We start from the raw sequence: 20,587 nt of genomic DNA on the forward strand, positions 1-20,587 counted from the left end.
TGTCGCTTGGCTGCCCTGCAGGCAGGCCTTTGGCGATATATACTGCGCGCCATTATTTGTGGGAGAGCCGTGTGGCGATTGAAAATCAGTGGGTGAGCGATGACGCCAGCCTAGCGCAGCACTGTGCCACTTGGCGCAGCTTGCCGTTTGTGGCGGTAGACACCGAATTTATGCGGGTCGATACCTTCTACCCGATTGCTGGCTTGCTCCAGGTCAGCGATGGCACCCAGGTGTTTCTGATTGACCCTTTGCTGATTGGCGACTGGACGCCGTTCGCTGCACTGCTGCAAGACCGCGCGGTGATCAAGGTGCTGCACGCCTGCAGCGAAGACCTCGAAGTGTTCTTGCGTCTGACCGGCAGCCTGCCGGCGCCCTTGTTCGATACCCAATTGGCCGCCGGCTACCTCAATCTGGGTTTCTCCATGGGCTATTCGCGCTTGGTGCAGGCGGTGTTGGATATCGAACTGCCCAAGGGCGAGACCCGTTCCGATTGGCTGCAGCGGCCGCTGTCGGCCACCCAGGTGAGCTACGCCGCTGAAGACGTGCTGCATCTGGCGCAGGTCTACGACAAGCTCAAGCAGCAGTTGCCGGAGCAGAAATATCAGTGGGTGCTGGAAGACGGCGCCGAGCTGGTCAGCAATATGGGCCGCGAAACCGACCCGCAAGAGGCTTACCGCGAGGCCAAACTGGCCTGGAAGCTGTCGCGCCAACAACTGGCCGTACTGCGTGCGCTGTGCAACTGGCGCGAATGCCAGGCCCGCCTGCGTAACCAGCCGCGCAACCGCATTCTGCGTGAGCACTCGCTGTGGCCACTGGCCCGTAGCCAGCCGGATAATCTGGTGAGTCTGGCGCGTATCGAAGATATGCACCCGAAAACCGTGCGCCAAGATGGCGAATTTATTCTCCAACTGATCCAGCAAGCCGCCGCTACACCGCCAGCCGACTGGCCGCCAGCACTGGCCGAGCCTCTGCCGTTGGAAGCCTCGGCCTTGCTGAAGAAACTGCGTAGCGTCGGCCAGCGTGAAGCGGAGCGCCTAGGCATAGTGCCGGAGTTGATGCTGCGCAAGAAAACCCTCGAGGCCCTGCTTAAGACCGGTTATCCCGGCGGGCCTTACCAGTTGCCAGAGTCGCTACGCGGCTGGCGACGTGAATTGATGGGCCAGGCGCTGCTCGATTGCCTGGCTGCGGCTGGAGAAGTGGTATGAAGCAAATCTGTTCGATCTACAAAAGCTCGCGCAAAAACGAGATGTACCTCTATGTGCTGCGCAGCGATGGCCTCAAGCGTGTGCCGGAACCGTTGTTAAACGCTTTTGGCACCGCCACCCTGGCCTTTGAGCTGGTGCTGACGCCTGAGCGCAGCCTGGCCCGTGAAGACATCCACAAAGTGCTGGAAAACCTCAGCGAGCAGGGCTACCACCTGCAAATGCCGCCGCCTGAAGACGAATATATCGAGCACCTGCCGGAAGAACTGCTACGCCGTAACGATCCGGTCTGAGCCAGATGCACCGCCCCGTTCAGGTCTTAATCGCCGAGCAGCAGTGGCAGCGCTATGGCCAGTTGTTGGCTGAGTTAGCGCCCGATGTGCAGTGGCTTGGCAGTGAGCAACCAGCGCAGTTGTTCGCCTACGCGGCGCAGTGCCCGATCTGGCTGGGCCAGCCGGACTTGCTCCAGCCCTTGCTGGCGCAAGGCTTACAACCTGATTGGCTGCAGTCCACCTGGGCGGGCATCACGCCCTTGCTGGCTCAGGGCTTACCCCGCGACTATCAGCTGACCCGCGCCGTGGGCATTTTTGGCCAGGTGATGGCGGAGTATGTGCTGGGCCATCTGCTGGCCCATGAACGCCAGCTGTTCTCCCGTCATCAGGCGCAGCAACAGCAGCGCTGGGACAACCGCTTGCCGCGCAGTCTGGCTGGACGCACCGCGCTGATTGTCGGTTGCGGCGATATTGGCCACAGCGTGGCGCAGTTTCTCGCGCCTTTCGGCCTTGAGCTGCTCGGCATTGCCAGCAGGGCACGGCAGCAGGCGCCGTTTAAGCAGGTGTTGGGCTTGGCTGAATTGGATCAACTGCTGCCGCAAGCAGACTATGTGATCAACCTGCTGCCGGACACGCCAGCCACCCGCGATCTCTACGACGCCAAGCGCTTGGCTGGCTTTAAAACCAGCGCGCTGTTTATCAACGCCGGGCGTGGTGCCGCGGTGGTCGAGCAAGATCTGATCGACGCCTTAAGCCATAAGCACTTGGCCGGCGCGGTGATTGATGTATGCAAACAAGAGCCGCTGCCCGCCGGGCATGGCTTTTGGACGGCAGACAATCTGCTACTGACCGGCCATAGTGCCGCGCCCACCGAGCCCGGCTTAATGGCCCAGCTGTTTGTCGACAACCTGCGGCGTTGGCAGCATGGCCAGTTACTGCACGGGCAAGTGGACTTTGGGCGCGGTTATTAGTCGGTTGATTTGTCTGTCAGCGCTTGGCCGTGGCGGGCGCAAGCGCTAGACTGCCGGGCTTTTCCGCAGGTTACTGTACCCTCGCTATGGCCGCCAAAGTTGAACCCTTCTACAAACGCAAAACCCTCGCTCAAATGGATCAAGATGAGTGGGAGTCGTTGTGTGACGGCTGCGGCCTGTGCTGCTTGCAAAAGCTGGAAGATGAGGACGATGGCAGCGTTTATTACACGCGCATCGCCTGCAAATTGCTGGATCTGAACACCTGCCGCTGCACCGATTACCCCAATCGCCGTGCCAGCGTGCCGGATTGCATCCAGCTCACTCCGGCTGCGGCTGATCAGTTTCAGTGGTTGCCACCGACCTGCGCTTATCGCTTGGTCAGTGAGGGCAAAGACCTGCTGCTGTGGCATCACCTGGTGTGCGGCGACCGCGAGCAGGTGCATAAGCAAAAGATTTCTCAAGCTGGGCGGATGCTCAGCGAAACCAGCGTGGCTGAGGATGATTGGGAAGATCATATGATTTTCCGCGCTGGCTAAACCGCATGGGCCAAGGCCGTCTATGCTTGAATCACTGAGTTGCATTGTGGAGCTTTGCTATGTTGATTCGCCGTCTGCTGTTGTCTGCTGTGTTATTGGCTGTGAGCACCGCGTCTTGGGCTAAAAAGGTCGATCTGGACTATCAAGTGCGTTTCCTGCCGCAGAGCGGTCAGGCTGAAGTCAGCCTGACCTTGGAAGATGGCTCCCAGGTTAAAAGCCTGAGCTTTAACTTAGGTGAGCAGGGCGCGTACAGCGACTTTGCCACCAACGGCAAGTGGAACCTCAGCAACCCCCAGCAAGGCGTGTGGCAGCCGGCCGCCGGCAAGAGCAGCCTGAGCTACAAGGTGCGGATTAACCATGAGCGCGCGCCGGGCCGCTTCGATGCGCGTATCACCCCGGATTGGGCGCTGCTGCGCGGTGATGATCTGGTCCCGGCAGCCAAGCTGAATCAGCTGGATAAAACCGAACTGGTGGCGCGCCTGCAGTTCGTGCTGCCAGAAGACTGGAAGAGCGTAGAAACCGGCTGGCCGCGCATCGGCAAAAACAAGTTTCGCATCGACAACCCGCAGCGCCATTTTGATCGCCCGACTGGCTGGATCGTCGCCGGCAAAGTCGGCACCCGCCGCGCCAAGCTCGGCGAGACGGCGGTGGCCGTAGCCGCGCCAGTGGGTGAGGGCATGCGCCGCATGGACGTGCTGACCCTGCTGACCTTTATCTGGCCCCACGCCCAGGCAGTGTTTCCCCGTGATCCTGAAAAACTGCTGATCGTTGGCGCCGGTGACCCGATGTGGCGCGGCGGCCTGTCGGCGACCAACTCCTATTACATGCAAAGCAGCCGGCCGCTGGTCAGCGAAAACGGCACCAGCTCGCTGGTCCATGAGCTGGTCCATGTGTTTAGCCGCTTTAGCGCCAAGGATAAGAGCGATTGGATCACCGAAGGCGTGGCCGAGTACTACGCCATCGAACTGATGCGCCGCGCCGGTGGCCTGGGCGAAGACCGCTACCAGAAGGTGCGCGAACAGCTGATCAAGTGGAGCAAGCCGGTCAAGAGCCTGCGCACCGACCACTCCACCGGCCCGGTTACCGCTCGCGCCGTGTTGCTGTTGCAAGAGCTGGATCGGGAGATCCGCGCGGCCACCAAAGACAGCACGCAGCCCCGCTCGCTGGATGACGTGGCGCGTGGCCTGATGCGTCTGGATAAGGTCAGCACCAAGGATCTGGTCGAGATCAGCGAGAACGTCATGGGGCGTGCATCCAAGGTTCTCGACAACAAGCTGCTGCGCTAGGCGCTGCGCTCAGTAAGCCCAGGGCACGCCTGGGCTTACTTGAACTTAGGCCCGGATTTTGTATTGAGGCCTTTGCTCATGCGGTCATACAGCACCACATTGACCGTCGCCGCGAGGTTCATGCAGCCCTCGGTGGGGATGTAAATCACCTCTTCGCACCAGTCCAGCACCTCTTGGCTCAGGGAGCCGTCTTCGGGGCCGAAGATATAAATGGCGCGGTCCGGATGGGTGTACTGCGGCAGGGGCCGGGCGTCATCGACCAGCTCCACGGCCACCGGGGTGCAGCCTAAGGGCACGATCTGCTTAAGGTCTTCCACGCCAATCAGCGGGATATCCATATAGATGCGTTTGGTGTCGGTGACGAAGTCGCGGGCGCGCTCGTAGCGCTTGCCTGTGTAAAACACCGAGGCGGCGCCGTAGCAGCCAGCGGCGCGCATCACCGCGCCGACGTTCTCCGGCGATTTGGGATTGAATAAACCAATGCAGCTGTATCGTTTGTTCGCCACGGACTCAGGCCTGTTTACGCACATGCGTTAAGTGAAGAAAGCCGGCGATTATACCCAGGTGTCAGCGCCGGCTGCGCAGGGTGCGTGCAGGGCGGCCTTAGCCTTTGCTTTTAAGCAGGGCGGCTAGGTCAGCAAAGGCTTTGTGGGTCGATTGCGCGGCCTTTTGGCTGCTGGTCGAGCTTTCGCTGAAGTACTGCTGATCGGTGTAGCGCGAGTGTTCGTTGTCGTGACAGAACAGGCACAGCAGCTCCCAGTTGGAGCCGTCCTGTGGGTTGTTGTCGTGATTGTGATCACGGTGATGCACGGTCAGCTCGCTTAAGCGCTTGCCGGAGAACTCACGGGCGCAGCGGCCACAGACGTGGGGATACATTTTCAGGGCTTTGGCCCGGTAGCCTTCCTCACGGCTGCGCTGGGCTTCAGCGAGGATGCGGTCGAGTTTAGCGGTGGGGGATTGTTCGCTCATGGTGGCTCTCTGGACAAAGGCGCAGGGGTAAACCCAAGTATGGCGACCAGTCTAGCCCTGCCGGCGGTCGCTGAGAACTACGCCTGCGGCACTTAATCCTCGGTCCATGGGCCTTATACATAGGTAAAGGAGGATGTGCCGATGCTCACACGAACTGTACAAGGTATCTGTTTGGCCGGATTGACCCTCGTGTTTAGTGCCGCTGTGCTGGCTGCCCAGCCTGGCGCTGCTGCCAGCGGCGCACCCGGTACGCCGACTCCAGCGCCCTATGGTCAGGCGCCGGCTGCTGCGGTGTACGGCGGCCCGAGTGCGCGTAGCACCGGCAGCGCGCCGCTGCTCCCCGCGCTGCCCAGGGTTAACCCTGCGCCGGCCACGGATCAGGGCTTGCCGCAACTGCGCCAGCCGCAAGCGCCGGTAAAACTGCCAAAGGCTGGCGCGGCTAAGCCTTAACTCAGGCCCAGCACCTTGAGGATAAAGGCGTATTCCAAGGCGGTGTCGCGCAGTGCCTGATAGCGCCCGCTCATGCCGCCGTGGCCGGCATCCAGATCAGTTTTCAGCAGCAGCAAGTGGTCGTCGGTTTTGCTCGCGCGCAGCTTGGCCACCCACTTGGCCGCCTCCCAGTACTGCACGCGGCTGTCGTTATAGCCGGCCACCACCAGCATGGCCGGGTAGGCTTGGCTGGTCACGTTCTCATAGGGGGCGTAGGCCTTGATCCGCGCGTAGACGTCGGGCTCGCTAGGGTCGCCCCATTCGTCGTATTCGGTGACGGTCAGCGGCAGGTCGGGGTTCTGCATGGTGTTGAGCACATCCACAAAGGGCACCTCGGCGATGGCTGCTGCAAACAGCTCTGGGCGCTGATTCAGCACCGCGCCCATCAACAGGCCGCCGGCGCTGCCGCCGCTGATCACCAGCTGTTGGGTGCTGGTGAAACCTTGACCGATCAGGTGCTCGGCGCAGGCGATAAAGTCGTCGAAGCTGTTTTGTTTGTGGGCCAGCTTACCGGCGCGATACCACGCTTCCCCCAGCTCACCGCCGCCGCGCACATGCGCCACGGCAAACACAAAGCCGCGCTGTAAAAGGCTTAAGCGCGCGTGGGAGAACCAAGGGTCAAGGCTCTCGCCGTAGGCACCATAGCCATACAGATACAGCGGCGCGGGGCTCGCCAGGGCGCTGCGCGTGCCGACCAGGCTAATGGGAATCTGCGTGCCGTCAGGCGCTTGCGCCCAGACGCGCTGGCTGTGGTAGTCATCGGCATTGAATTCGCCCAGCACCGGGGTTTGCTTGAGCACCTGTTGGGCGCCGGTGGCAAGCGTAAGCTGGCGGATCTGCGCCGGGCGGTTAAGCGCCTCGTAGCGCAGGCGGATCACCGGGCTGACAAACTCCAGGCTGTCCTGCACATACAGGCTGTAGGCGGCGTCCGGCAGTTGCACGCGGTAAGCCGGCAAGCCTTGTGGCTGCACCTCGATAACCGGCAGGCCGCCTTCGCGTAGGCTGAAAATCAGCGCCTGTTGGTTAAGGCTGATGCCGTCGAGCATCACCTGCGGATCATGTGCGCGCAGCAACTGCCAGTGTTCGCGGCCAGGTTGCTGCGGGTCGGCACTAAACAGGGCGAAGTTGATGCCGTGTTGGTTGCTGCGGATAAACCAGGTCCAGGCACCATTAAGCTGGCCGTGATCGACCTCGTATTCGTGGTCTTCTTCACGCGCAGCCAAGCAGGTGAAGCCTTGCTCGGGCTGATTGGCATCCAGCACCCAGGCTTCGCTGGTGGTTTTGCTGGCCATCAGGGCGATCAGTTGTTGTTCGGAGCTGGCGCGGTAGCAGTGCAGGAAAAACCGTTCATCCGGCTCATGCAATACCTGCTCGGCGCTGCTGCTGCCCAGCACATGGCGATACAGCTTGTGCGGCCGGTGAGTGTCGTCCAGCTCGCCGAAGAACAGGGTCTGGCTGTCGTTGGCCCAAGTCATGCTGCCGTCGCATTGGCTAAAGGGCAGGCGGTGCAGGTGGCCGCTGGTCAGCTCCTTGACGAACAGCTGATAGGTTTCTTCGCCAGTGTTGTCGAGGCTATAGGCCAGGCGCTGGTGGTCTGGACTGATGCTAAAGGCACCGACGGAGATAAAGCCGCCCGCGGCCAGCTCGTTAGGGTCCAGCAGCAGTTGTTCGCTGCCTTCATCCACGCTTAACGAGCCGTCGGCGGGTTTAGCGCAGCGGTAATGGCGCGGGTATTCGTCGCCGGCGTTAGTGCGCTGGTAGTAGAGGTAGGGCCCCCAAGGTGAGGGCAGGCTGAGGTCGGTTTCGCGGATGCGGCTCTTGATCTCGCTAAATAATTGCTCGCGCAGCTCGTGCTGATCGCTGAGTTGCTGTTCCAGGTAGGTGTTCTCCGCCTTGAGGTGCTCGAGCACTTCGGCGCTATCGCGCTGCTCTAACCAGCGATAAGGGTCGCCATTGGCTTCGATACGGGCGACGGGGGCTTGGGCCATGTGCTACTCCAGGGTGCGGAACACGTTTAGTTGTGACGCCGCAACGGCGAAAAGCCGCTATCATAAGCGCCACTTCGCCGATCGGCCGCTGAAATCTGCCTTGCACCTGCGCAGGCGGCGCGCCCCAATGTCAGAGACTTAGTGCTTTATGAGTGAAAACGATTACCTCCTCGCGTGGGGCGCCTATCTGCTGGCGGCGCTGGGCTGCTTGTTGGTGTGGTTTCGTCTGACCCGTTGGCTGTGGCGCTATCTGCGCGAACCGCTGCGTGTGGTGGTTATGGTGCTGCTGTTCAGCCCCACGGTGATCGACGCCAACCAAGAGCGCTTTGCCCCCTCGATTGCCATCGGCGCCATGGATACCTTGCTCGGTGTGGGCAATAACGCTTGGCGTGCGGCGGCCGATCTGAGCATGTATGGTTTGATTCTATTTAGCCTGTACCTGCTGTTTGTGGTGATCCGTTGGCCGATCGAGAACTGGTGGCGCAGCCGTCACGGTACGCCTGCCGTGACCGAGGACGAGCCGACCATGCGCGAAATCATCGCTGAGCAAGAGTCGGATCGCTATTCGCGTTATAGCGATAGCCAGGGCCGGGTTGAGCCGCGCTTGTAAACTCAGGCCAATGGACACTGAGGGTTTATTCATCTGCGATTGGGCTGCGCAGCGCAGGCCCGGTGATTGTGAGAGGCGCAAGTGCTGCGCGAGGCTTTAGCAAATGTGTGAATTGTTGGGCATGAGTGCCAATGTGCCGACCGATATTGTTTTCAGCTTTACCGGCCTCATGCAGCGCGGTGGTCGTACCGGTCCTCACCGTGATGGTTGGGGCATCGGCTTCTATGAAGGACCGGGGCTGCGGTTGTTCCAAGACCCGCAAGCCAGCAGCGAATCGGAAGTGGCCCAACTGGTGCAGCGCTATCCGATCAAAAGCGAAGTGATTATTGGCCATATCCGTCAGGCCAACGTGGGGCGGGTGTGCTTGGCCAACACCCATCCCTTTGTCCGCGAGATGTGGGGGCGCAACTGGTGCTTCGCCCATAATGGCCAGTTGGCTAATTTCGCTCCGCAGCAAGATAACTACTGGCCCATCGGCGATACCGACAGCGAAGCGGCGTTCTGCGCCTTGCTTAATCGCCTGCGTCAGCAATTTCCCCGGCCGGTCAGCGTGCAAGAGTTGCTGCCGACCTTGGTCAGCGCCTGCAACGAGTATCGCCAGCAAGGCGTGTTCAATTGCCTGCTCAGTGATGGCGACTGGCTGTTTAGTTTTTGTTCGAGCAAGTTGGCCTTCATCACCCGCCGTGCGCCCTTTGGCCCGGCTCATTTGAAAGATGCTGACGTGCAAGTCGACTTCCAGGCCGAGACCACGCCCAATGATGTGGTCACTGTGTTGGCGACCGAACCTTTAACCGACAACGAGAGCTGGACTCTGTACCAGCCCGGTGAGTGGCGCTTATGGCGCGGTGGTGAGTGCTTGGCACAGGGTGTGGCCAGCTGATTAATTGGGGAGCGATCAAGGATGTTTATTCACTATCTGCGTTTAACACTGTTTGCCCTGGGCCTGCTCTTGGGCGTACAGGTGCCGGGGTTTATTGACGATTACAGCAAACGCGTCGAGGCCCATCGACTGGAGTCCGAGCGCAGCTTGGCTGGGTTTAAGCAAACGGCTAGGCGTTTCTTTAAGGGTGATTTGCAGGAGCTGGTCAGCCACTATCAGGCCAGCAGCGATGCGGTTATGCGTGCCGATGCCAAGAGTGTCGCCAACTTGGTTGACCGCTCCTTGCTGCTGGAGCTGGAAGCCCGGGCCATGGCCGGGCCTTGGTACCGCCAGGTTTGGCATCTGCTGACCACCGCGGATTACGATTTGCTTGAAGAAACCCGCGCGGCCTACAGCTATCAAGTGCTACTGGCGCCCGAGGCGATTGCCTGGGGCATTGCCTGCGCGCTGCTGTTGGCCTGGTTGGTGGAGGCTATCGGCCAAGGCATCGCCAGCCTGTTCGGGCTGGGCCGGACCAAAGCGGTACAGCAGCGTCACTGGCGGTAAACCCCGAGGAGGGCAGAGCGATGGCCAATCCCTTGAACCCAGGCAGGTTGCTGCTCAATTGCGATATGGGCGAAAGCTTCGGCAACTGGTCCATGGGCCAGGATGCCGCCGTGATGCCCTATATCGATTGCGCCAATATCGCCTGCGGCTACCACGCCGGCGATCCCAGCGTGATGCGCGCCACCGTCGCCCTGGCGGTGGCGCATCAGGTACTGATCGGCGCCCACCCGGCCTATCCTGACTTACAAGGCTTTGGCCGCCGCTCGATGGCTTGCAGCAGTGCCGAGATCCGCGACTTTTTGCACTACCAAATCGGTGCGCTGGACGGCATCTGCCGCGTGCAGGGCAGCCGCGTGGCCTACGTAAAGCCCCACGGCGCGTTGTACAACGACATGATGGCCCAGCCGGAGATTCTCCGCGCCGTGCTCGAAGCCATGGCGCAGTACGACCGCCAGTTACCCCTGATGCTGATGGCCACGGCGGATAACCGGGCCAGCCAAGCCCTGGCTGCTGAGTACGGGGTCAGCCTGTGCTTCGAGGCCTTTGCTGATCGGGCCTATGACGAGCAAGGTCGCTTAGTCTCCAGGCGCTTGCCCGGCGCCGTGCACCATGAGCCACAACAGGTGGTGGCTCAGGCGCTGGCCATTGCCCGTGGTGAAGCGTTAATCAGCAGCGGCGGCAGCCCATTGCAGCTCCAAGCGCAAACCCTGTGCGTGCACGGCGACAATCCCAGCGCCCTGGCCGCGCTTAAGCAAATCCGCGCGGCCCTGGCGGCATGAACTACCGCATCGAGGTGGTCGCCATTGACTGTCTGATGCTGCGCCTGTTCGATGCTATTGCCGAAAGCCATATGCCCTGGCTGTTAGCCGCCAGCGAGCGGTTGCGAGGCCGCTTTGGCCCGGCGCTGGTTGATCTGGTGCCGTCCTACACCACCTTGATGTTGCAGTTTGACCTAGAGGTGTTGAGTCCGGCTGAAGCCCGTCAGTTGATTGCCGCAAGCCTAGACAACCTGCAGCCCGCCCCGCAGGGCAGTGGCCGCTTGCAGCCGATTGCGGTGTGGTACGACGCCAGTGTCGGTCCAGAGCTGCCGTTATTAGCGGCCAAGGCAGGGATCAGCGAGGGTGAAGTGATCCGCCGCCACTGCGCCCGCGACTATCAAGTGTTTGCCCTGGGCTTTGCTCCGGGGTTTGCCTTTATGGGCTTGGTGGAAGAGGCACTGGCGGCGCCGCGTTTGCCCACGCCGCGCAAACGAGTAGCAGCCGGCAGCGTAGGTATTGCTGAGCGACAAACCGCGGTGTATCCGGCCGCGTCCCCCGGCGGCTGGAATCTGTTGGGGCGCAGCGCCGTGGCCTTGTTTGATCCCGACACCGGCCGCAGCCTGCTGCAACCAGGGGATCGGGTGCGCTTTGTGGCGGTATCCCATGATGAATTTATTCAGCAGGGCGGCGATGACACGCCGCTTGCGGCGCTATGAGCCAGCTACTGATCAGCGCCAGTACGGCGCTGTGCCAACTGCAAGATGGCGGGCGCTTTGGCGTACGCCATCTGGGCATTAGCCAGGGTGGGGCGCTGGACTGGCTGTCCATGGCTTGGGCCAATTGGCTGTTGGCCAATAGTCTGAAGGCGCCGGTGATCGAAGTGGCCTTGGGCGGCTTTGCCGTGCAGGCGCAGCAAGACTGTTGCCTGGCTCTGGCTGGCGCCGATCTGGATGCCCGCATCGATGAACAGCCGCTTAAGCCCTGGCGCAGTTTTATCCTGCGCCAGGGTCAGCAATTGCGTTTTAACCAGCCCTTATTGGGTGCCCGCGCTTATCTGGCAGCGCCCGGCGGCTTTAACGCCACGCAGGTGTTGGGCAGTTGCGCCACGGTGCTGCGCGAAGGTTTGGGCGGTCTGGATGGGCGTGGCGGGCCGCTGACTCAGAGGCAGACGCTGAGCTACTCCGGTGCGGCTGTGCAGCTTGCTGAAGTGCCCCAAACGCTGCGCCCGGACTTAGCCAGTACAGCGCCGCTTACGCTGATCCTCGGCGCACAGCTTGGTGACTTCAGCGGGCAGAGTCTGTTTGCTTTGTTCAACCAGCCTTGGCAGATCGACAGCCGTGCAGATCGCATGGGCGTGCGTTTACTTGGCAGCCCTTTGCACTACCAAGGGCCGCCGATGATTTCCGAAGGCATTCCCTTGGGCGCCGTGCAGGTGCCGCCGGATGGCCAGCCCATCGTGCTGCTCAATGACCGCCAGACCATCGGCGGTTATCCCCGCGTCGGTGCGCTCACACCTTTGGCCGTGGCGCGTTTGGCGCAGTGCCTGCCCAGTGCCACAGTGCGCTTTAAGCCGCTGCTGCAGGACTGGGCCTGGCAGGAGCAACGCGCGTTGTGGCAAAGCCTGCAGGGTTAACTACTGCGCAATAAAAGGCCACCGCGTAGGTGGCCTCGGGTGGCGCAGGGCGAGGGCTACTTGGAGAGAAACTTCATGCCGTCTTCTAGCCCTTGCAGGGTGAGCGGGTACATCTGCTCATTGACCAGCTCGCGCATGATTTCGGTAGAGGAAGTGAAGCCCCAGGATTCTTTCGAGTAGGGGTTAATCCAGATCAGCTTTTTATACTTCTCCATAAAGCGCTTGATCCACACATAGCCGGCTTCTTCGTTCCAATGCTCAACGCTGCCGCCAGGCTGGGTGATCTCATAGGGCGCCATGGCCGCATCGCCGACAAACACCACCTTCCAGTCAGCGCCGTATTTATGCAGCAGATCGAAGGTGGAGTAACGCTCGGAGGTGCGGCGCAGGTTGTTCTTCCACACCGACTCGTACACGCAGTTGTGGAAGTAGAAATACTCCATGTGCTTGAACTCGGTTTTGCAGGCCGAGAACAGCTCCTCGCAGGCTTTGACGTGGGCGTCCATGGAGCCGCCGATATCAAACAGAATCAGCAGTTTCACCGTGTTACGCCGCTCCGGGCGCATCTGGATATTGAGCAGGCCGCCGTCTTTGGCGGTGTGGTCGATGGTGCCGTCTAAATCCAGCTCATCCTGGGCGCCTTGGCGGGCGAATTTACGCAGACGCCGCAGGGCTACCTTGATGTTGCGCGTGCCCAGCTCGACCTGATCATCGAGGTTCTTGTACTCACGCTGATCCCACACCTTGGCTGCGCGGCCCTGGCGTTTGCCAGCATCACCGACCCGAATGCCTTCCGGGTTATAGCCACCGGAGCCAAACGGGCTGGTGCCACCGGTGCCGATCCATTTGTTGCCGCCTTCGTGGCGTTCTTTCTGTTCTTCCAGGCGCTTCTTAAACTCTTCGATCAGCTTGTCGAGGCCGCCCAAGGATTCGATCTTGGCCCGTTCTTCATCGGTCAGCGAGCGCTCGAATTCCTTGCGCAGCCACTCATCGGGGATCAGTGCCTCGATATGCTGGTTAAGGTTTTCCAGGCCCTTGAAGTAGGCACCGAAGGCGCGGTCGAACTTGTCGAAATGGCGCTCGTCTTTGACCAAGATGGCGCGGGACAGGTAATAAAACTCGTCCATATCGGCAAACACGACGTTGTGTTTCAGCGCATTGAGCAGGTCGAGCAGCTCACGCACCGACACCGGCACCTTGGCTGCACGCATTTCATTAAATAGGTTGAGCAGCATAACCGCCCCCTTGTAGGTAAAGGCTCAGCCCGCGTTGGTGGCGCTAAGCCCGTCAGTCCAGTGGTGCCACGGCGCCTTGGAGTCGAGGTGAATGTGTTGCCAAGTCATGGTGTCTAGCGGCGTATCCAGGGTGGCCAGGGCCACGCTCAGCCAATTGGGGCGCTGCTCACCCAGCCACAGCAGGGTACTGCCGCATTGCCCGCAGAACGTGCGGGTGACGCCGGGTGATGACTGATAACGACGCAGCCATTGCTCGCCCTGGCTCCACACAAAGTGCTCGCGGCGCACATTGACGTAGCTGGCAAACGCCGCGCCGTGGGCCTTGCGGCACTGCTGGCAATGGCAGTGAATACCTGCCGCAATGGGCGTCGCAATCTGGTAGCACACGGCTTGGCACAGGCAACTTCCGCTATGCATGGCAAGCATCCTCGCGCCGCTGCGCGATCAACGCGAAGCGCGGCGGCTCATAAAGGCCAGGCGCTCAAGCAACTGCACGTCTTGCTCGTTTTTGACCAAGGCGCCGGCCAGTGGCGGGATGGCTTTAGTCGGGTCGCGCTCACGCAGCACGGCTTCGCCGATATGGTCGGCCATCAACAGCTTGAGCCAGTCCACCAGTTCGCTGGTCGACGGTTTCTTTTTCAGGCCCGGCACTTTGCGCACATCAAAGAACACGTCGAGCGCTTCGGCGACCAAGTCCTTGCTGATGTTGGGGTAGTGCACGTCGACGATTTTTTGCAGGGTGGCGCGGTCCGGGAAGGCGATGTAGTGGAAGAAGCAGCGGCGCAGGAAGGCGTCCGGCAGCTCTTTCTCGTTGTTCGAGGTAATGATGATGATCGGCCGCTGTTTGGCTTTGATCGTCTCGTTGGTTTCGTAAACGTAGAACTCCATTTTGTCGAGTTCTTGCAGCAGGTCGTTGGGGAACTCGATGTCGGCTTTGTCGATTTCGTCGATCAGCAAAATCACCCGCTCTTCAGCCTCAAAGGCCTCCCAGAGCTTGCCCTTCTTGATGTAGTTCTTCACGTCATGGACTTTATCCGAGTCCAGTTGCGAGTCGCGCAGACGGCTCACTGCGTCGTATTCGTAAAGGCCCTGATGGGCCTTGGTGGTGGACTTGATATGCCAAGTGATCAGGCGCGCATCGAAGGCCTCAGCCAGTTGCTCGGCCAGCATGGTTTTCCCCGTGCCAGGCTCACCTTTAACCAGCAGCGGGCGTTGCAAGGTGATGGCGGCGTTGACCGCGAGCTTGAGGTCGTCGGTGGCGACATAGGACTGGGTGCCTTCGAACTTCATCGGTAAATCCTCGAACGGTGTCGTGCAGCGCGCTGCGGCTGGACAGATAAGAGCTGACTATAACCGCTGTGTTTGCCCACTGGCAGCGCAGGTGCGGTATTCAGTCAGGTGATGATCAATTGCTTAATTCAAACGCTTGTATCAGCTACAGGCCTTCTATGGCAAGGGCTTAGCAGTTTTCTAGGCGGTTTTGCAGGGGGCTGTACAGGTCAGTTGCGCGGACGCAGCTAAGTTTTTGCAATAAGCCTGCGCCAGTGGCTAATACCCTCTGGGTAAGTTGGCTGCGTTTGCCGGGTGCATATTGGCAGTTAGGTCTAGGGCAATTACCACGAATTAACTAAGGCACTGTGTGCAGTGCCAAGGGCTTTTACTGATTTAGTAGTTTGTTGCTATTTAGATAGCCGCTGGTCAGCCCAAAAAATACCTCAGTTAATGCTTAAGCTTATTCGGCGGATTTTCAATTAAATGGCAAAGGCCGTGTGGTTACTGGTCTGCAGCCGGTGTTAGGGGTTTATGCGAGGGCTCCTGGTTAGTTGCCAACCATTTATCAACAATTTATCTGTGGTTTTGTACGCGTGTGCTAAACCTAATTAGGCAGTCATATAAAAAGTTTAATTAGGGGCCGTGGTAATGCGTCAGAATTTGCCAGTAACTCAACGGGAACGGGTGTTTGCAGAAAAGGATCGGTTAATTTCCACCACCGACCTGAATAGCCTGATTACCTACGTCAACGATGCATTTGTCGAAATCAGCGGTTTTACCCGTGAGGAGTTGATTGGTCAGCCGCACAACTTGGTGCGTCACCCGGATATGCCGCCGACTGTGTTTGCCCATATGTGGGACACCATCAAGCAGGGCAAGCCGTGGATGGGCATCGTTAAAAACCGCTCGAAAAATGGCGACTATTACTGGGTTAGCGCATACGTCACGCCGATTTACGAAAATGGCCGGGTGGCCGGTTATGAGTCGGTACGTACACTGCCGACTGCCGAGCAAAAACAACGGGCCGAACAGCTTTACGCGCGCCTGAGCGCCGGCAAATCGCCGGTGCCGCTGCTGCAATATTGGACCCACGACATCATCGACTCCTGGCCGCTGATTATCGCCACCGCAGCGCTGTTGGCCTCGCATTACCTGTTCAGCTTTAAGTGGCAGTGGGCGCTGGTGCTGCCGATGATGTTTGGTCTGGGTTCGTTCTTGCTCTATCGGCGCAGGTCGTTGATTCGCAAAACCCTCGCCGAGCATCCCAAAGCCTTTACCAGCGCCCTGGTGGCGCTGACTTACACCGATAGCCGTGGTCCTCAGGCGTTGCTTGATATGGCCATGATCAGTGAAGAGGCGCGCTTGCACACGGCGCTGACGCGGATCGAAAACGCCGCTGGTAACGTCAAGCAGCACGCCACCCGTTCGGCAGAGCTGTCCGGTTCTGGCGCGCAGATGCTTGATCAGCAGCGCAGTGAAACCGATCAATCAGCCACGGCGATCAACCAGATGGCCGCCACTATCCAAGAGGTCACGCACAACGTGCAAAGCACCTCGCAAGCCGCCGAGCAGGCGGATCAGTTGGCGCGCCAGGGACGCCAATTGGCCAGTGGCAGCCTCAGCTCGATGCAGCATATGGCTCAGGCGGTGGTGGACATCGGCCAGGCGGTGAATGATCTGGCCAATTCCACGCAATCCATTGGCAGTGTGGTGGATGTGATTACTTCGATTGCGGAGCAGACCAACTTGCTTGCGCTCAACGCCGCGATTGAGGCGGCCCGCGCCGGTGAGCAGGGGCGCGGCTTTGCCGTGGTGGCGGATGAGGTGCGCTCCCTGGCCTCGCGCACGCGTGAATCCACCGAGCAGATTCACGGCATCATTTCCTCGTTGCGCGCCGGCGCCGAGCGGGCAGTGGAAACCGCCAGCAAAGGCGAGGCGATCTCGCAGAAAAGCGTCGAGAGCGTGGAGGCGGTGCGCACCGCGCTGGATGGCATCAGCGAGGCGGTCAGCCGTATCAGCCAGATGAGCTTGCAGATGGCCTCGGCTTCCGAGGAGCAAAGCCATGTCGCCGAAGACATCAGCCGGCAGATCACGCAGATCGCCCAGCTGTCTGATCGCAGCGCCGAGCAAGCTCACCAAGGCGCTGCCGTGGGGCGTGAGTTAGAAGGCATGGCCGACTACCTGCACAGCTTGGCCGAGCGCTTTAACCGCTAGGCGCTAGCTGAGCGGGGCGGGACAGGCGCTGGGCTGAGCGGTGCTGCCTATGGCACACTGCGCGGCCTGAGGAGACGCCATGCCCCGCCCGCACTGCCCACGTTGTACCCGCCCGTTGCCACACTGTCTGTGTGCGCTGATTCCCCACTTGCCGAGTCGTACCCGGGTGCTGATCTTGCAGCACCCCAGTGAGGTCAATCACGCCCTTAATACCGCGCGTTTAGCCGCCTTGGGCTTGGCTAACGGGCAATTGCGCGTGGCTGAAGTGTTCAGCGATTTAACCGAGCTGTTGCACCCGCCGGGCTATCGCAGCGTGCTGTTGTTTCCTGGCGAGCAAGCGCAGGCATTGACTGAGTTGGCAGAGGCGGGCTCAGCCGCGGCGCTGCAACTGGTGGTGCCGGATGGTACCTGGCGCAAGGCGCGCAAGCTCTTGCACTGCAACCCCGAATTGGCGGCCTTGCCGCGCGTGATGTTGGCCGAGGGCCTGCAATCACGTTATCGCCTGCGCAAGGCGCCAATGCCCGGAGCGCTGTCGACCATTGAGGCGATAGTCAGTGCGCTGAATGTGTTGGAGGCGCCGGCGCACTTTGATGCATTGCTTAAGCCGTTCGACGCTTTGATCGAGGGGCAGATCAGCGCCATGGGCGCGCAAACCTATGCGCGTAACCACGGGCCGGCGTCTGATTGAGCGTTACAGGCGCTGCAAATATTCGATGATATCCGGCGCCCCGGCCAACCGCAGGCCTTCCCCCAGGGCGGTGGCTTTGCTGGAGTGCTTGGGCAGCATCAGCACTTCAGGTGAGCGGCGGCCGCCAAGCAGGGCCAGGCGGGCGTAGGGCAGGTGGCTGTCGAGCAACAGCGACATAAAGCCGGCGTCGTTCCATGCCGCGTTGGGGATGGCGAACACATGGTAGTGCTGATGCAAGGTGTTCAGCCCGGTTTGGCTAAGTCGATAGCGGCTCAGTTGGGTCGGTAAGCGCACCTCGAGATCACGCCGGCGGGCATAGCTGATGGCGCAGGCGAATGCTTCGTGCTGCTGTTCACCAGCCCAGAAGGTGCGTTCACCGAGCCAGCTAGCCTGGCGTAGCTGAATCGTCGGGCCACTGCTGAAATCCGGCAAGGCCTGGCTAATGACACGGACAAAGTCGCGGTAGCTGATGATGCGAATGCTTTTGCACGCCTCGCTGCTGGCCAGGGACTCAAAGCTCAGGTGCTTGGCGTGCTCCCTGGTGCAATTACTCAGGCCGTTGATTTTGCGCAGGTCAAAGGCGCTGAACTGCTGGCTTTGCAGCTCGACGATTTGCACCAGCATGGCGTGGGCCTGGGCTTTGTCTTCCTGCACCGGGCCGGACAGCGCATTACTGGGCAGGTCGACCAAACGGTGCAGTTGCGGTCCGCTGTACCAGCAGATGCTGGCGGCGGGTTTGCCATAGGTCTTGAAGGGCAGCTTGAGCTGGCTGGCACGTTGCAGAATTTGCCGTTCCACGCGAGCAGTCAGGCCCAGTCGTTGCGCCCATTCGGCAAGACGGGAACTGCGGCGAGTGGTGGGTTTGCTCAAACTCATGGGCCAATAAAATCTCTACGTGCTTGCAGGCAGTGTGGCAGAGCCTAGCGGGCTGTGCACGGTCGTGCCTAGGCTTAAGTCGTGTTTTAGCAAGTTAGTCGCGCTGCGTGGCAAGATGTGCGGCTTAAATCGTGCGGAGAAACCATGCCCAGCTTGGTGTTTGATATCAACTTAGGGGCTGAGAGCCTGCAATTGGTCTATCAAGGGCGGGCCAATCGAATTCTCGTGAAAAGCCGTGACGGGCGCAGCATCAGTGTGCCGGCTCACCATTTTCGGCCCTTTGTCAGCCACAGCGGAGTGCAGGGCAGCTTTGCGCTGGAGTTTAGCAGCCGTGGTGAGCTGCTGAGCCTGCGCCGCTTAACTTAAAGCCACCGCCTGCGGCGCTATGTACCGTGCCTAGTTGCTCGCCTAGTTGCTAGGCAGACGGCTATAATCGCCCACTTTGTCGCCATATTGAGCCACGTCTGCCCATGTATACCCTGGCCCGCGAGCTGCTATTCAAACTGTCCCCGGAAACCTCCCACGAACTGTCCATCGACTTGATCGGTGCCGGCGGTCGTTTGGGCCTTAATGGCCTGCTGACCAAACAGCCGGCGGCGTTGCCGGTGACGGTGATGGGGCTGCAGTTCGCCAACCCGGTGGGCTTGGCCGCAGGTCTGGATAAAAACGGCGACGCCATCGACGGCTTTGCCCAGTTGGGCTTCGGCTTTATCGAGATCGGCACCGTTACGCCACGGCCGCAACCGGGTAACCCCAAGCCGCGTTTGTTCCGCTTGCCGCAAGCGGAGGCGATAATCAACCGCATGGGCTTTAACAACCATGGGGTCGATCATCTGCTGGCGCGGGTGCAGGCGGCTAAATATCAGGGCGTGCTGGGCATCAATATCGGCAAGAACTTTGACACCCCGGTGGAAAACGCCGTCGACGATTACCTCAAGTGCTTGGATAAGGTGTACAGCCACGCCAGCTACGTGACGGTTAACGTCAGCTCGCCGAACACCCCGGGCCTGCGCAGCTTGCAGTTTGGCGACTCGCTCAAGCAGTTGCTCGAAGCCCTGCGTCAGCGGCAGGAAGATTTGGCCCAAGAACACGGCAAGCGCGTGCCGCTGGCGATCAAAATCGCCCCGGACATGAGCGATGAGGAAACCATCGAAGTGGCCAATGCTCTGGTTGAAGCCGGGATGGATGCGGTGATCGCCACCAACACCACCTTAAGCCGCGATGCCGTGGCGGGTCTGGAGCACGCGGAGGAGGTCGGTGGCCTGTCCGGTGCACCGGTGCGCGATAAGAGCACCCATATCGTTAAGGTGTTGGCGTCTGAGCTGAAGGGCCGCCTGCCGATCATTGCTGCTGGCGGTATCACCGAAGGTCAGCATGCGGCGGAGAAAATCGCCGCAGGGGCAAGCTTGGTGCAGGTGTATTCCGGTTTTATTTACAAAGGTCCGGCGCTGATTCGTCAGGCGGTGGATGCCATTGCCGCGTTGCCGGCTAAGGCCAAGAGTTAATTGGGGGCAATAAAAAGGGCTCCCTGAGGGAGCCCCTGGGCTTGCGCCCGCCGCTCGGATGGAGCGTGCATGGTAAATCGGGAGGTGGCGCGATTATCCGACTGCGCGAAGTTCGTTAAGGCGATGGATGCCAGCGGTGCCGGTCATGCCATCCCAGTTGTCACCGCGTCCCTCACGCCAGCCGTTTAACCAAGCATGGCGCACCGATGGAAGGGTGAAAGGACAGAGGTCGCGGGATTTGCCATTGATGCCGTATTGGTAGCCGCGCAAAAAAGCTCTTTCTAACGGATCACGCTTAAGTCTTCTCATAGGGTAGTGCCCTCAATGTTGACTGTTATGTATGTCCCTTAGACCTTATGGCAAGGTCATGCAGATGGACTGCGAGATGCAGTTGCACTGCCTGGCGGAGTTCGTTGCCGGCGTGACGAAGCTCCTGTGTCGACACCATTGCGGCGTCGGCATAGGTTGATTTCTAACCAATGCACCGGGGCAAGTGAATGACTGTTTTGTCATAAGCCCTTAATGGTTTTATGGGTATGGCCATAAGGCTCTACTGCCCAGATCCGGTTTTGCCGCTGTAGCACCTATGCTAAGGGGCTATTACCGAAAGTTGTGTGGTCCACAGTTGCGAATGGTTTGCGATTGATTGGATTGTTT

The 20,587-nt window shown here is 60.2% G+C and carries 24 protein-coding genes and 1 pseudogene; 17 read left to right on the forward strand and 8 right to left on the reverse strand.

Going from position 1 to position 20,587, the window contains the following annotated elements; translation table 11 throughout:
- The first annotated feature begins 71 nt into the window (after positions 1–71).
- The 5 genes from rnd (at position 72) to NTD81_RS03905 (ending at position 4,267) form a co-directional block, all read left to right on the forward strand.
- Positions 72–1,205 (forward strand): ribonuclease D, encoded by a 1,134-nt coding sequence (gene rnd, locus NTD81_RS03885; protein ID WP_262179607.1) that lies wholly within the window; start codon positions 72–74, stop codon positions 1,203–1,205.
- Positions 1,202–1,495 (forward strand): YcgL domain-containing protein, encoded by a 294-nt coding sequence (locus tag NTD81_RS03890; RefSeq protein ID WP_262179609.1) that lies wholly within the window; start codon positions 1,202–1,204, stop codon positions 1,493–1,495. The genes rnd and NTD81_RS03890 overlap by 4 nt, the downstream gene beginning before the upstream one ends.
- A 5-nt stretch (positions 1,496–1,500) precedes the next feature.
- Complete coding sequence (locus NTD81_RS03895) at positions 1,501–2,445, forward strand: D-2-hydroxyacid dehydrogenase (RefSeq protein WP_262179611.1); 945 nt, start codon at positions 1,501–1,503, stop codon at positions 2,443–2,445.
- 86 nt (positions 2,446–2,531) lie between these two features.
- Positions 2,532–2,981: a YcgN family cysteine cluster protein gene (locus tag NTD81_RS03900; RefSeq protein ID WP_262179613.1), complete on the forward strand. Its 450-nt coding sequence runs from the start codon at positions 2,532–2,534 to the stop codon at positions 2,979–2,981.
- Positions 2,982–3,040: 59 nt separating this feature from the next.
- Positions 3,041–4,267, forward strand: coding sequence for a hypothetical protein (locus NTD81_RS03905; RefSeq protein ID WP_262179616.1), 1,227 nt, complete (start codon positions 3,041–3,043; stop codon positions 4,265–4,267).
- A 35-nt stretch (positions 4,268–4,302) separates the two neighbouring features.
- On the opposite strand, the gene NTD81_RS03910 is transcribed toward NTD81_RS03905, so the two are convergent.
- Positions 4,303–4,773 carry an RNA methyltransferase gene (locus NTD81_RS03910; RefSeq protein WP_262179619.1) on the reverse strand — a complete coding sequence of 157 codons (471 nt, stop codon included), beginning with the start codon at positions 4,771–4,773 and terminating at the stop codon, positions 4,303–4,305.
- 97 nt (positions 4,774–4,870) lie between these two features.
- Complete coding sequence (locus NTD81_RS03915; RefSeq protein ID WP_262179621.1) at positions 4,871–5,236, reverse strand: YajD family HNH nuclease; 366 nt, start codon at positions 5,234–5,236, stop codon at positions 4,871–4,873.
- A 141-nt stretch (positions 5,237–5,377) separates the two neighbouring features.
- On the opposite strand from NTD81_RS03915, the gene NTD81_RS03920 reads away from it, so the two are divergent.
- Positions 5,378–5,686 carry a hypothetical protein gene (locus tag NTD81_RS03920; protein ID WP_262179623.1) on the forward strand — a complete coding sequence of 103 codons (309 nt, stop codon included), beginning with the start codon at positions 5,378–5,380 and terminating at the stop codon, positions 5,684–5,686.
- Here NTD81_RS03920 and NTD81_RS03925 read toward each other — a convergent pair.
- Positions 5,683–7,713: a S9 family peptidase gene (locus NTD81_RS03925; protein WP_262179626.1), complete on the reverse strand. Its 2,031-nt coding sequence runs from the start codon at positions 7,711–7,713 to the stop codon at positions 5,683–5,685. The genes NTD81_RS03920 and NTD81_RS03925 overlap by 4 nt on opposite strands.
- 148 nt (positions 7,714–7,861) lie before the next feature.
- On the opposite strand from NTD81_RS03925, the gene NTD81_RS03930 reads away from it, so the two are divergent.
- The 6 genes from NTD81_RS03930 (at position 7,862) to NTD81_RS03955 (ending at position 12,140) form a co-directional block, all read left to right on the forward strand.
- Positions 7,862–8,323: an MFS transporter gene (locus NTD81_RS03930; RefSeq protein WP_262179628.1), complete on the forward strand. Its 462-nt coding sequence runs from the start codon at positions 7,862–7,864 to the stop codon at positions 8,321–8,323.
- 103 nt (positions 8,324–8,426) lie between these two features.
- The gene (locus NTD81_RS03935; protein WP_262179630.1) at positions 8,427–9,203 is read left to right on the forward strand and encodes a class II glutamine amidotransferase; all 777 of its coding nucleotides are present in this window, start codon (positions 8,427–8,429) and stop codon (positions 9,201–9,203) included.
- A gap of 21 nt (positions 9,204–9,224) precedes the next feature.
- Positions 9,225–9,749 (forward strand): DUF2937 family protein, encoded by a 525-nt coding sequence (locus NTD81_RS03940; RefSeq protein WP_262179632.1) that lies wholly within the window; start codon positions 9,225–9,227, stop codon positions 9,747–9,749.
- Positions 9,750–9,769: 20 nt separating this feature from the next.
- Positions 9,770–10,528, forward strand: a complete 759-nt coding sequence (locus NTD81_RS03945; protein ID WP_262179634.1) for a 5-oxoprolinase subunit PxpA — start codon at positions 9,770–9,772, stop codon at positions 10,526–10,528.
- On the forward strand, positions 10,525–11,223 hold the full coding sequence (locus NTD81_RS03950; RefSeq protein WP_262179637.1) for a 5-oxoprolinase subunit B family protein: 699 nt from the start codon (positions 10,525–10,527) through the stop codon (positions 11,221–11,223). Before NTD81_RS03945 ends, NTD81_RS03950 begins: the two co-directional genes overlap by 4 nt.
- Entirely contained in the window at positions 11,220–12,140 is a 921-nt protein-coding gene (locus NTD81_RS03955) for a biotin-dependent carboxyltransferase family protein (protein WP_262179638.1), read from the forward strand. The genes NTD81_RS03950 and NTD81_RS03955 overlap by 4 nt, the downstream gene beginning before the upstream one ends.
- A gap of 56 nt (positions 12,141–12,196) precedes the next feature.
- Here the strand turns inward: NTD81_RS03955 and NTD81_RS03960 are convergent, their stop codons facing one another.
- The 3 genes from NTD81_RS03960 to NTD81_RS03970 are packed head-to-tail and all read right to left on the reverse strand — an operon-like array spanning position 12,197 to position 14,665.
- Positions 12,197–13,375: a vWA domain-containing protein gene (locus NTD81_RS03960; protein ID WP_262179640.1), complete on the reverse strand. Its 1,179-nt coding sequence runs from the start codon at positions 13,373–13,375 to the stop codon at positions 12,197–12,199.
- Positions 13,376–13,399: 24 nt separating this feature from the next.
- Positions 13,400–13,792: a GFA family protein gene (locus tag NTD81_RS03965; RefSeq protein WP_262179643.1), complete on the reverse strand. Its 393-nt coding sequence runs from the start codon at positions 13,790–13,792 to the stop codon at positions 13,400–13,402.
- Between the two features lie 27 nt (positions 13,793–13,819).
- On the reverse strand, positions 13,820–14,665 hold the full coding sequence (locus tag NTD81_RS03970; protein ID WP_262179645.1) for an AAA family ATPase: 846 nt from the start codon (positions 14,663–14,665) through the stop codon (positions 13,820–13,822).
- A 630-nt stretch (positions 14,666–15,295) separates the two neighbouring features.
- Between NTD81_RS03970 and NTD81_RS21390 the strand changes: the two are divergent.
- From NTD81_RS21390 to NTD81_RS03980, 3 genes and pseudogenes are all read left to right on the forward strand, one after another.
- Positions 15,296–15,577 (forward strand): annotated as a pseudogene (locus tag NTD81_RS21390) (PAS domain-containing protein); the annotation flags it as partial.
- A gap of 261 nt (positions 15,578–15,838) precedes the next feature.
- Entirely contained in the window at positions 15,839–16,861 is a 1,023-nt protein-coding gene (locus tag NTD81_RS03975) for a methyl-accepting chemotaxis protein (protein WP_410017113.1), read from the forward strand.
- A gap of 79 nt (positions 16,862–16,940) precedes the next feature.
- Entirely contained in the window at positions 16,941–17,549 is a 609-nt protein-coding gene (locus tag NTD81_RS03980) for a tRNA-uridine aminocarboxypropyltransferase (protein ID WP_262179649.1), read from the forward strand.
- A 3-nt stretch (positions 17,550–17,552) separates the two neighbouring features.
- Here NTD81_RS03980 and NTD81_RS03985 read toward each other — a convergent pair whose 3' ends face one another.
- Positions 17,553–18,425, reverse strand: coding sequence for a DUF6685 family protein (locus NTD81_RS03985; RefSeq protein ID WP_262179651.1), 873 nt, complete (start codon positions 18,423–18,425; stop codon positions 17,553–17,555).
- Between the two features lie 144 nt (positions 18,426–18,569).
- On the opposite strand from NTD81_RS03985, the gene NTD81_RS03990 reads away from it, so the two are divergent.
- Positions 18,570–18,791 (forward strand): DUF2835 domain-containing protein, encoded by a 222-nt coding sequence (locus NTD81_RS03990; protein ID WP_262179653.1) that lies wholly within the window; start codon positions 18,570–18,572, stop codon positions 18,789–18,791.
- A 104-nt stretch (positions 18,792–18,895) separates the two neighbouring features.
- Positions 18,896–19,930, forward strand: coding sequence for a quinone-dependent dihydroorotate dehydrogenase (locus NTD81_RS03995; protein ID WP_262179655.1), 1,035 nt, complete (start codon positions 18,896–18,898; stop codon positions 19,928–19,930).
- A 93-nt stretch (positions 19,931–20,023) separates the two neighbouring features.
- Here the strand turns inward: NTD81_RS03995 and rmf are convergent, their stop codons facing one another.
- Positions 20,024–20,239 (reverse strand): ribosome modulation factor, encoded by a 216-nt coding sequence (rmf, locus tag NTD81_RS04000; protein WP_262179656.1) that lies wholly within the window; start codon positions 20,237–20,239, stop codon positions 20,024–20,026.
- Positions 20,240–20,587 lie beyond the last annotated feature (348 nt).

The sequence above is a fragment of the Pseudomonas sp. 5P_3.1_Bac2 genome, assembly GCF_025465995.1.
Lineage (GTDB): Bacteria > Pseudomonadota > Gammaproteobacteria > Pseudomonadales > Pseudomonadaceae > Aquipseudomonas.

Coding starts and splice junctions, on each gene's coding strand:
- NTD81_RS03975 (WP_410017113.1), top strand. CDS start 15,839: ATGATGTTTGGTCTGGGTTCGTTCTTGCTCTATCGGCGCAGGTCGTTG.
- NTD81_RS03995 (WP_262179655.1), top strand. CDS start 18,896: ATGTATACCCTGGCCCGCGAGCTGCTATTCAAACTGTCCCCGGAAACC.
- NTD81_RS03895 (WP_262179611.1), top strand. CDS start 1,501: ATGCACCGCCCCGTTCAGGTCTTAATCGCCGAGCAGCAGTGGCAGCGC.
- NTD81_RS03920 (WP_262179623.1), top strand. CDS start 5,378: ATGCTCACACGAACTGTACAAGGTATCTGTTTGGCCGGATTGACCCTC.
- NTD81_RS03935 (WP_262179630.1), top strand. CDS start 8,427: ATGTGTGAATTGTTGGGCATGAGTGCCAATGTGCCGACCGATATTGTT.
- NTD81_RS03925 (WP_262179626.1), bottom strand. CDS start 7,713: ATGGCCCAAGCCCCCGTCGCCCGTATCGAAGCCAATGGCGACCCTTAT.
- NTD81_RS03980 (WP_262179649.1), top strand. CDS start 16,941: ATGCCCCGCCCGCACTGCCCACGTTGTACCCGCCCGTTGCCACACTGT.
- NTD81_RS03905 (WP_262179616.1), top strand. CDS start 3,041: ATGTTGATTCGCCGTCTGCTGTTGTCTGCTGTGTTATTGGCTGTGAGC.
- NTD81_RS03940 (WP_262179632.1), top strand. CDS start 9,225: ATGTTTATTCACTATCTGCGTTTAACACTGTTTGCCCTGGGCCTGCTC.
- NTD81_RS03990 (WP_262179653.1), top strand. CDS start 18,570: ATGCCCAGCTTGGTGTTTGATATCAACTTAGGGGCTGAGAGCCTGCAA.
- NTD81_RS03890 (WP_262179609.1), top strand. CDS start 1,202: ATGAAGCAAATCTGTTCGATCTACAAAAGCTCGCGCAAAAACGAGATG.
- NTD81_RS03930 (WP_262179628.1), top strand. CDS start 7,862: ATGAGTGAAAACGATTACCTCCTCGCGTGGGGCGCCTATCTGCTGGCG.
- rmf (WP_262179656.1), bottom strand. CDS start 20,239: ATGAGAAGACTTAAGCGTGATCCGTTAGAAAGAGCTTTTTTGCGCGGC.
- NTD81_RS03915 (WP_262179621.1), bottom strand. CDS start 5,236: ATGAGCGAACAATCCCCCACCGCTAAACTCGACCGCATCCTCGCTGAA.
- NTD81_RS03985 (WP_262179651.1), bottom strand. CDS start 18,425: ATGAGTTTGAGCAAACCCACCACTCGCCGCAGTTCCCGTCTTGCCGAA.
- NTD81_RS03900 (WP_262179613.1), top strand. CDS start 2,532: ATGGCCGCCAAAGTTGAACCCTTCTACAAACGCAAAACCCTCGCTCAA.
- NTD81_RS03955 (WP_262179638.1), top strand. CDS start 11,220: ATGAGCCAGCTACTGATCAGCGCCAGTACGGCGCTGTGCCAACTGCAA.
- NTD81_RS03970 (WP_262179645.1), bottom strand. CDS start 14,665: ATGAAGTTCGAAGGCACCCAGTCCTATGTCGCCACCGACGACCTCAAG.
- NTD81_RS03965 (WP_262179643.1), bottom strand. CDS start 13,792: ATGCATAGCGGAAGTTGCCTGTGCCAAGCCGTGTGCTACCAGATTGCG.
- NTD81_RS03945 (WP_262179634.1), top strand. CDS start 9,770: ATGGCCAATCCCTTGAACCCAGGCAGGTTGCTGCTCAATTGCGATATG.
- NTD81_RS03960 (WP_262179640.1), bottom strand. CDS start 13,375: ATGCTGCTCAACCTATTTAATGAAATGCGTGCAGCCAAGGTGCCGGTG.
- NTD81_RS03950 (WP_262179637.1), top strand. CDS start 10,525: ATGAACTACCGCATCGAGGTGGTCGCCATTGACTGTCTGATGCTGCGC.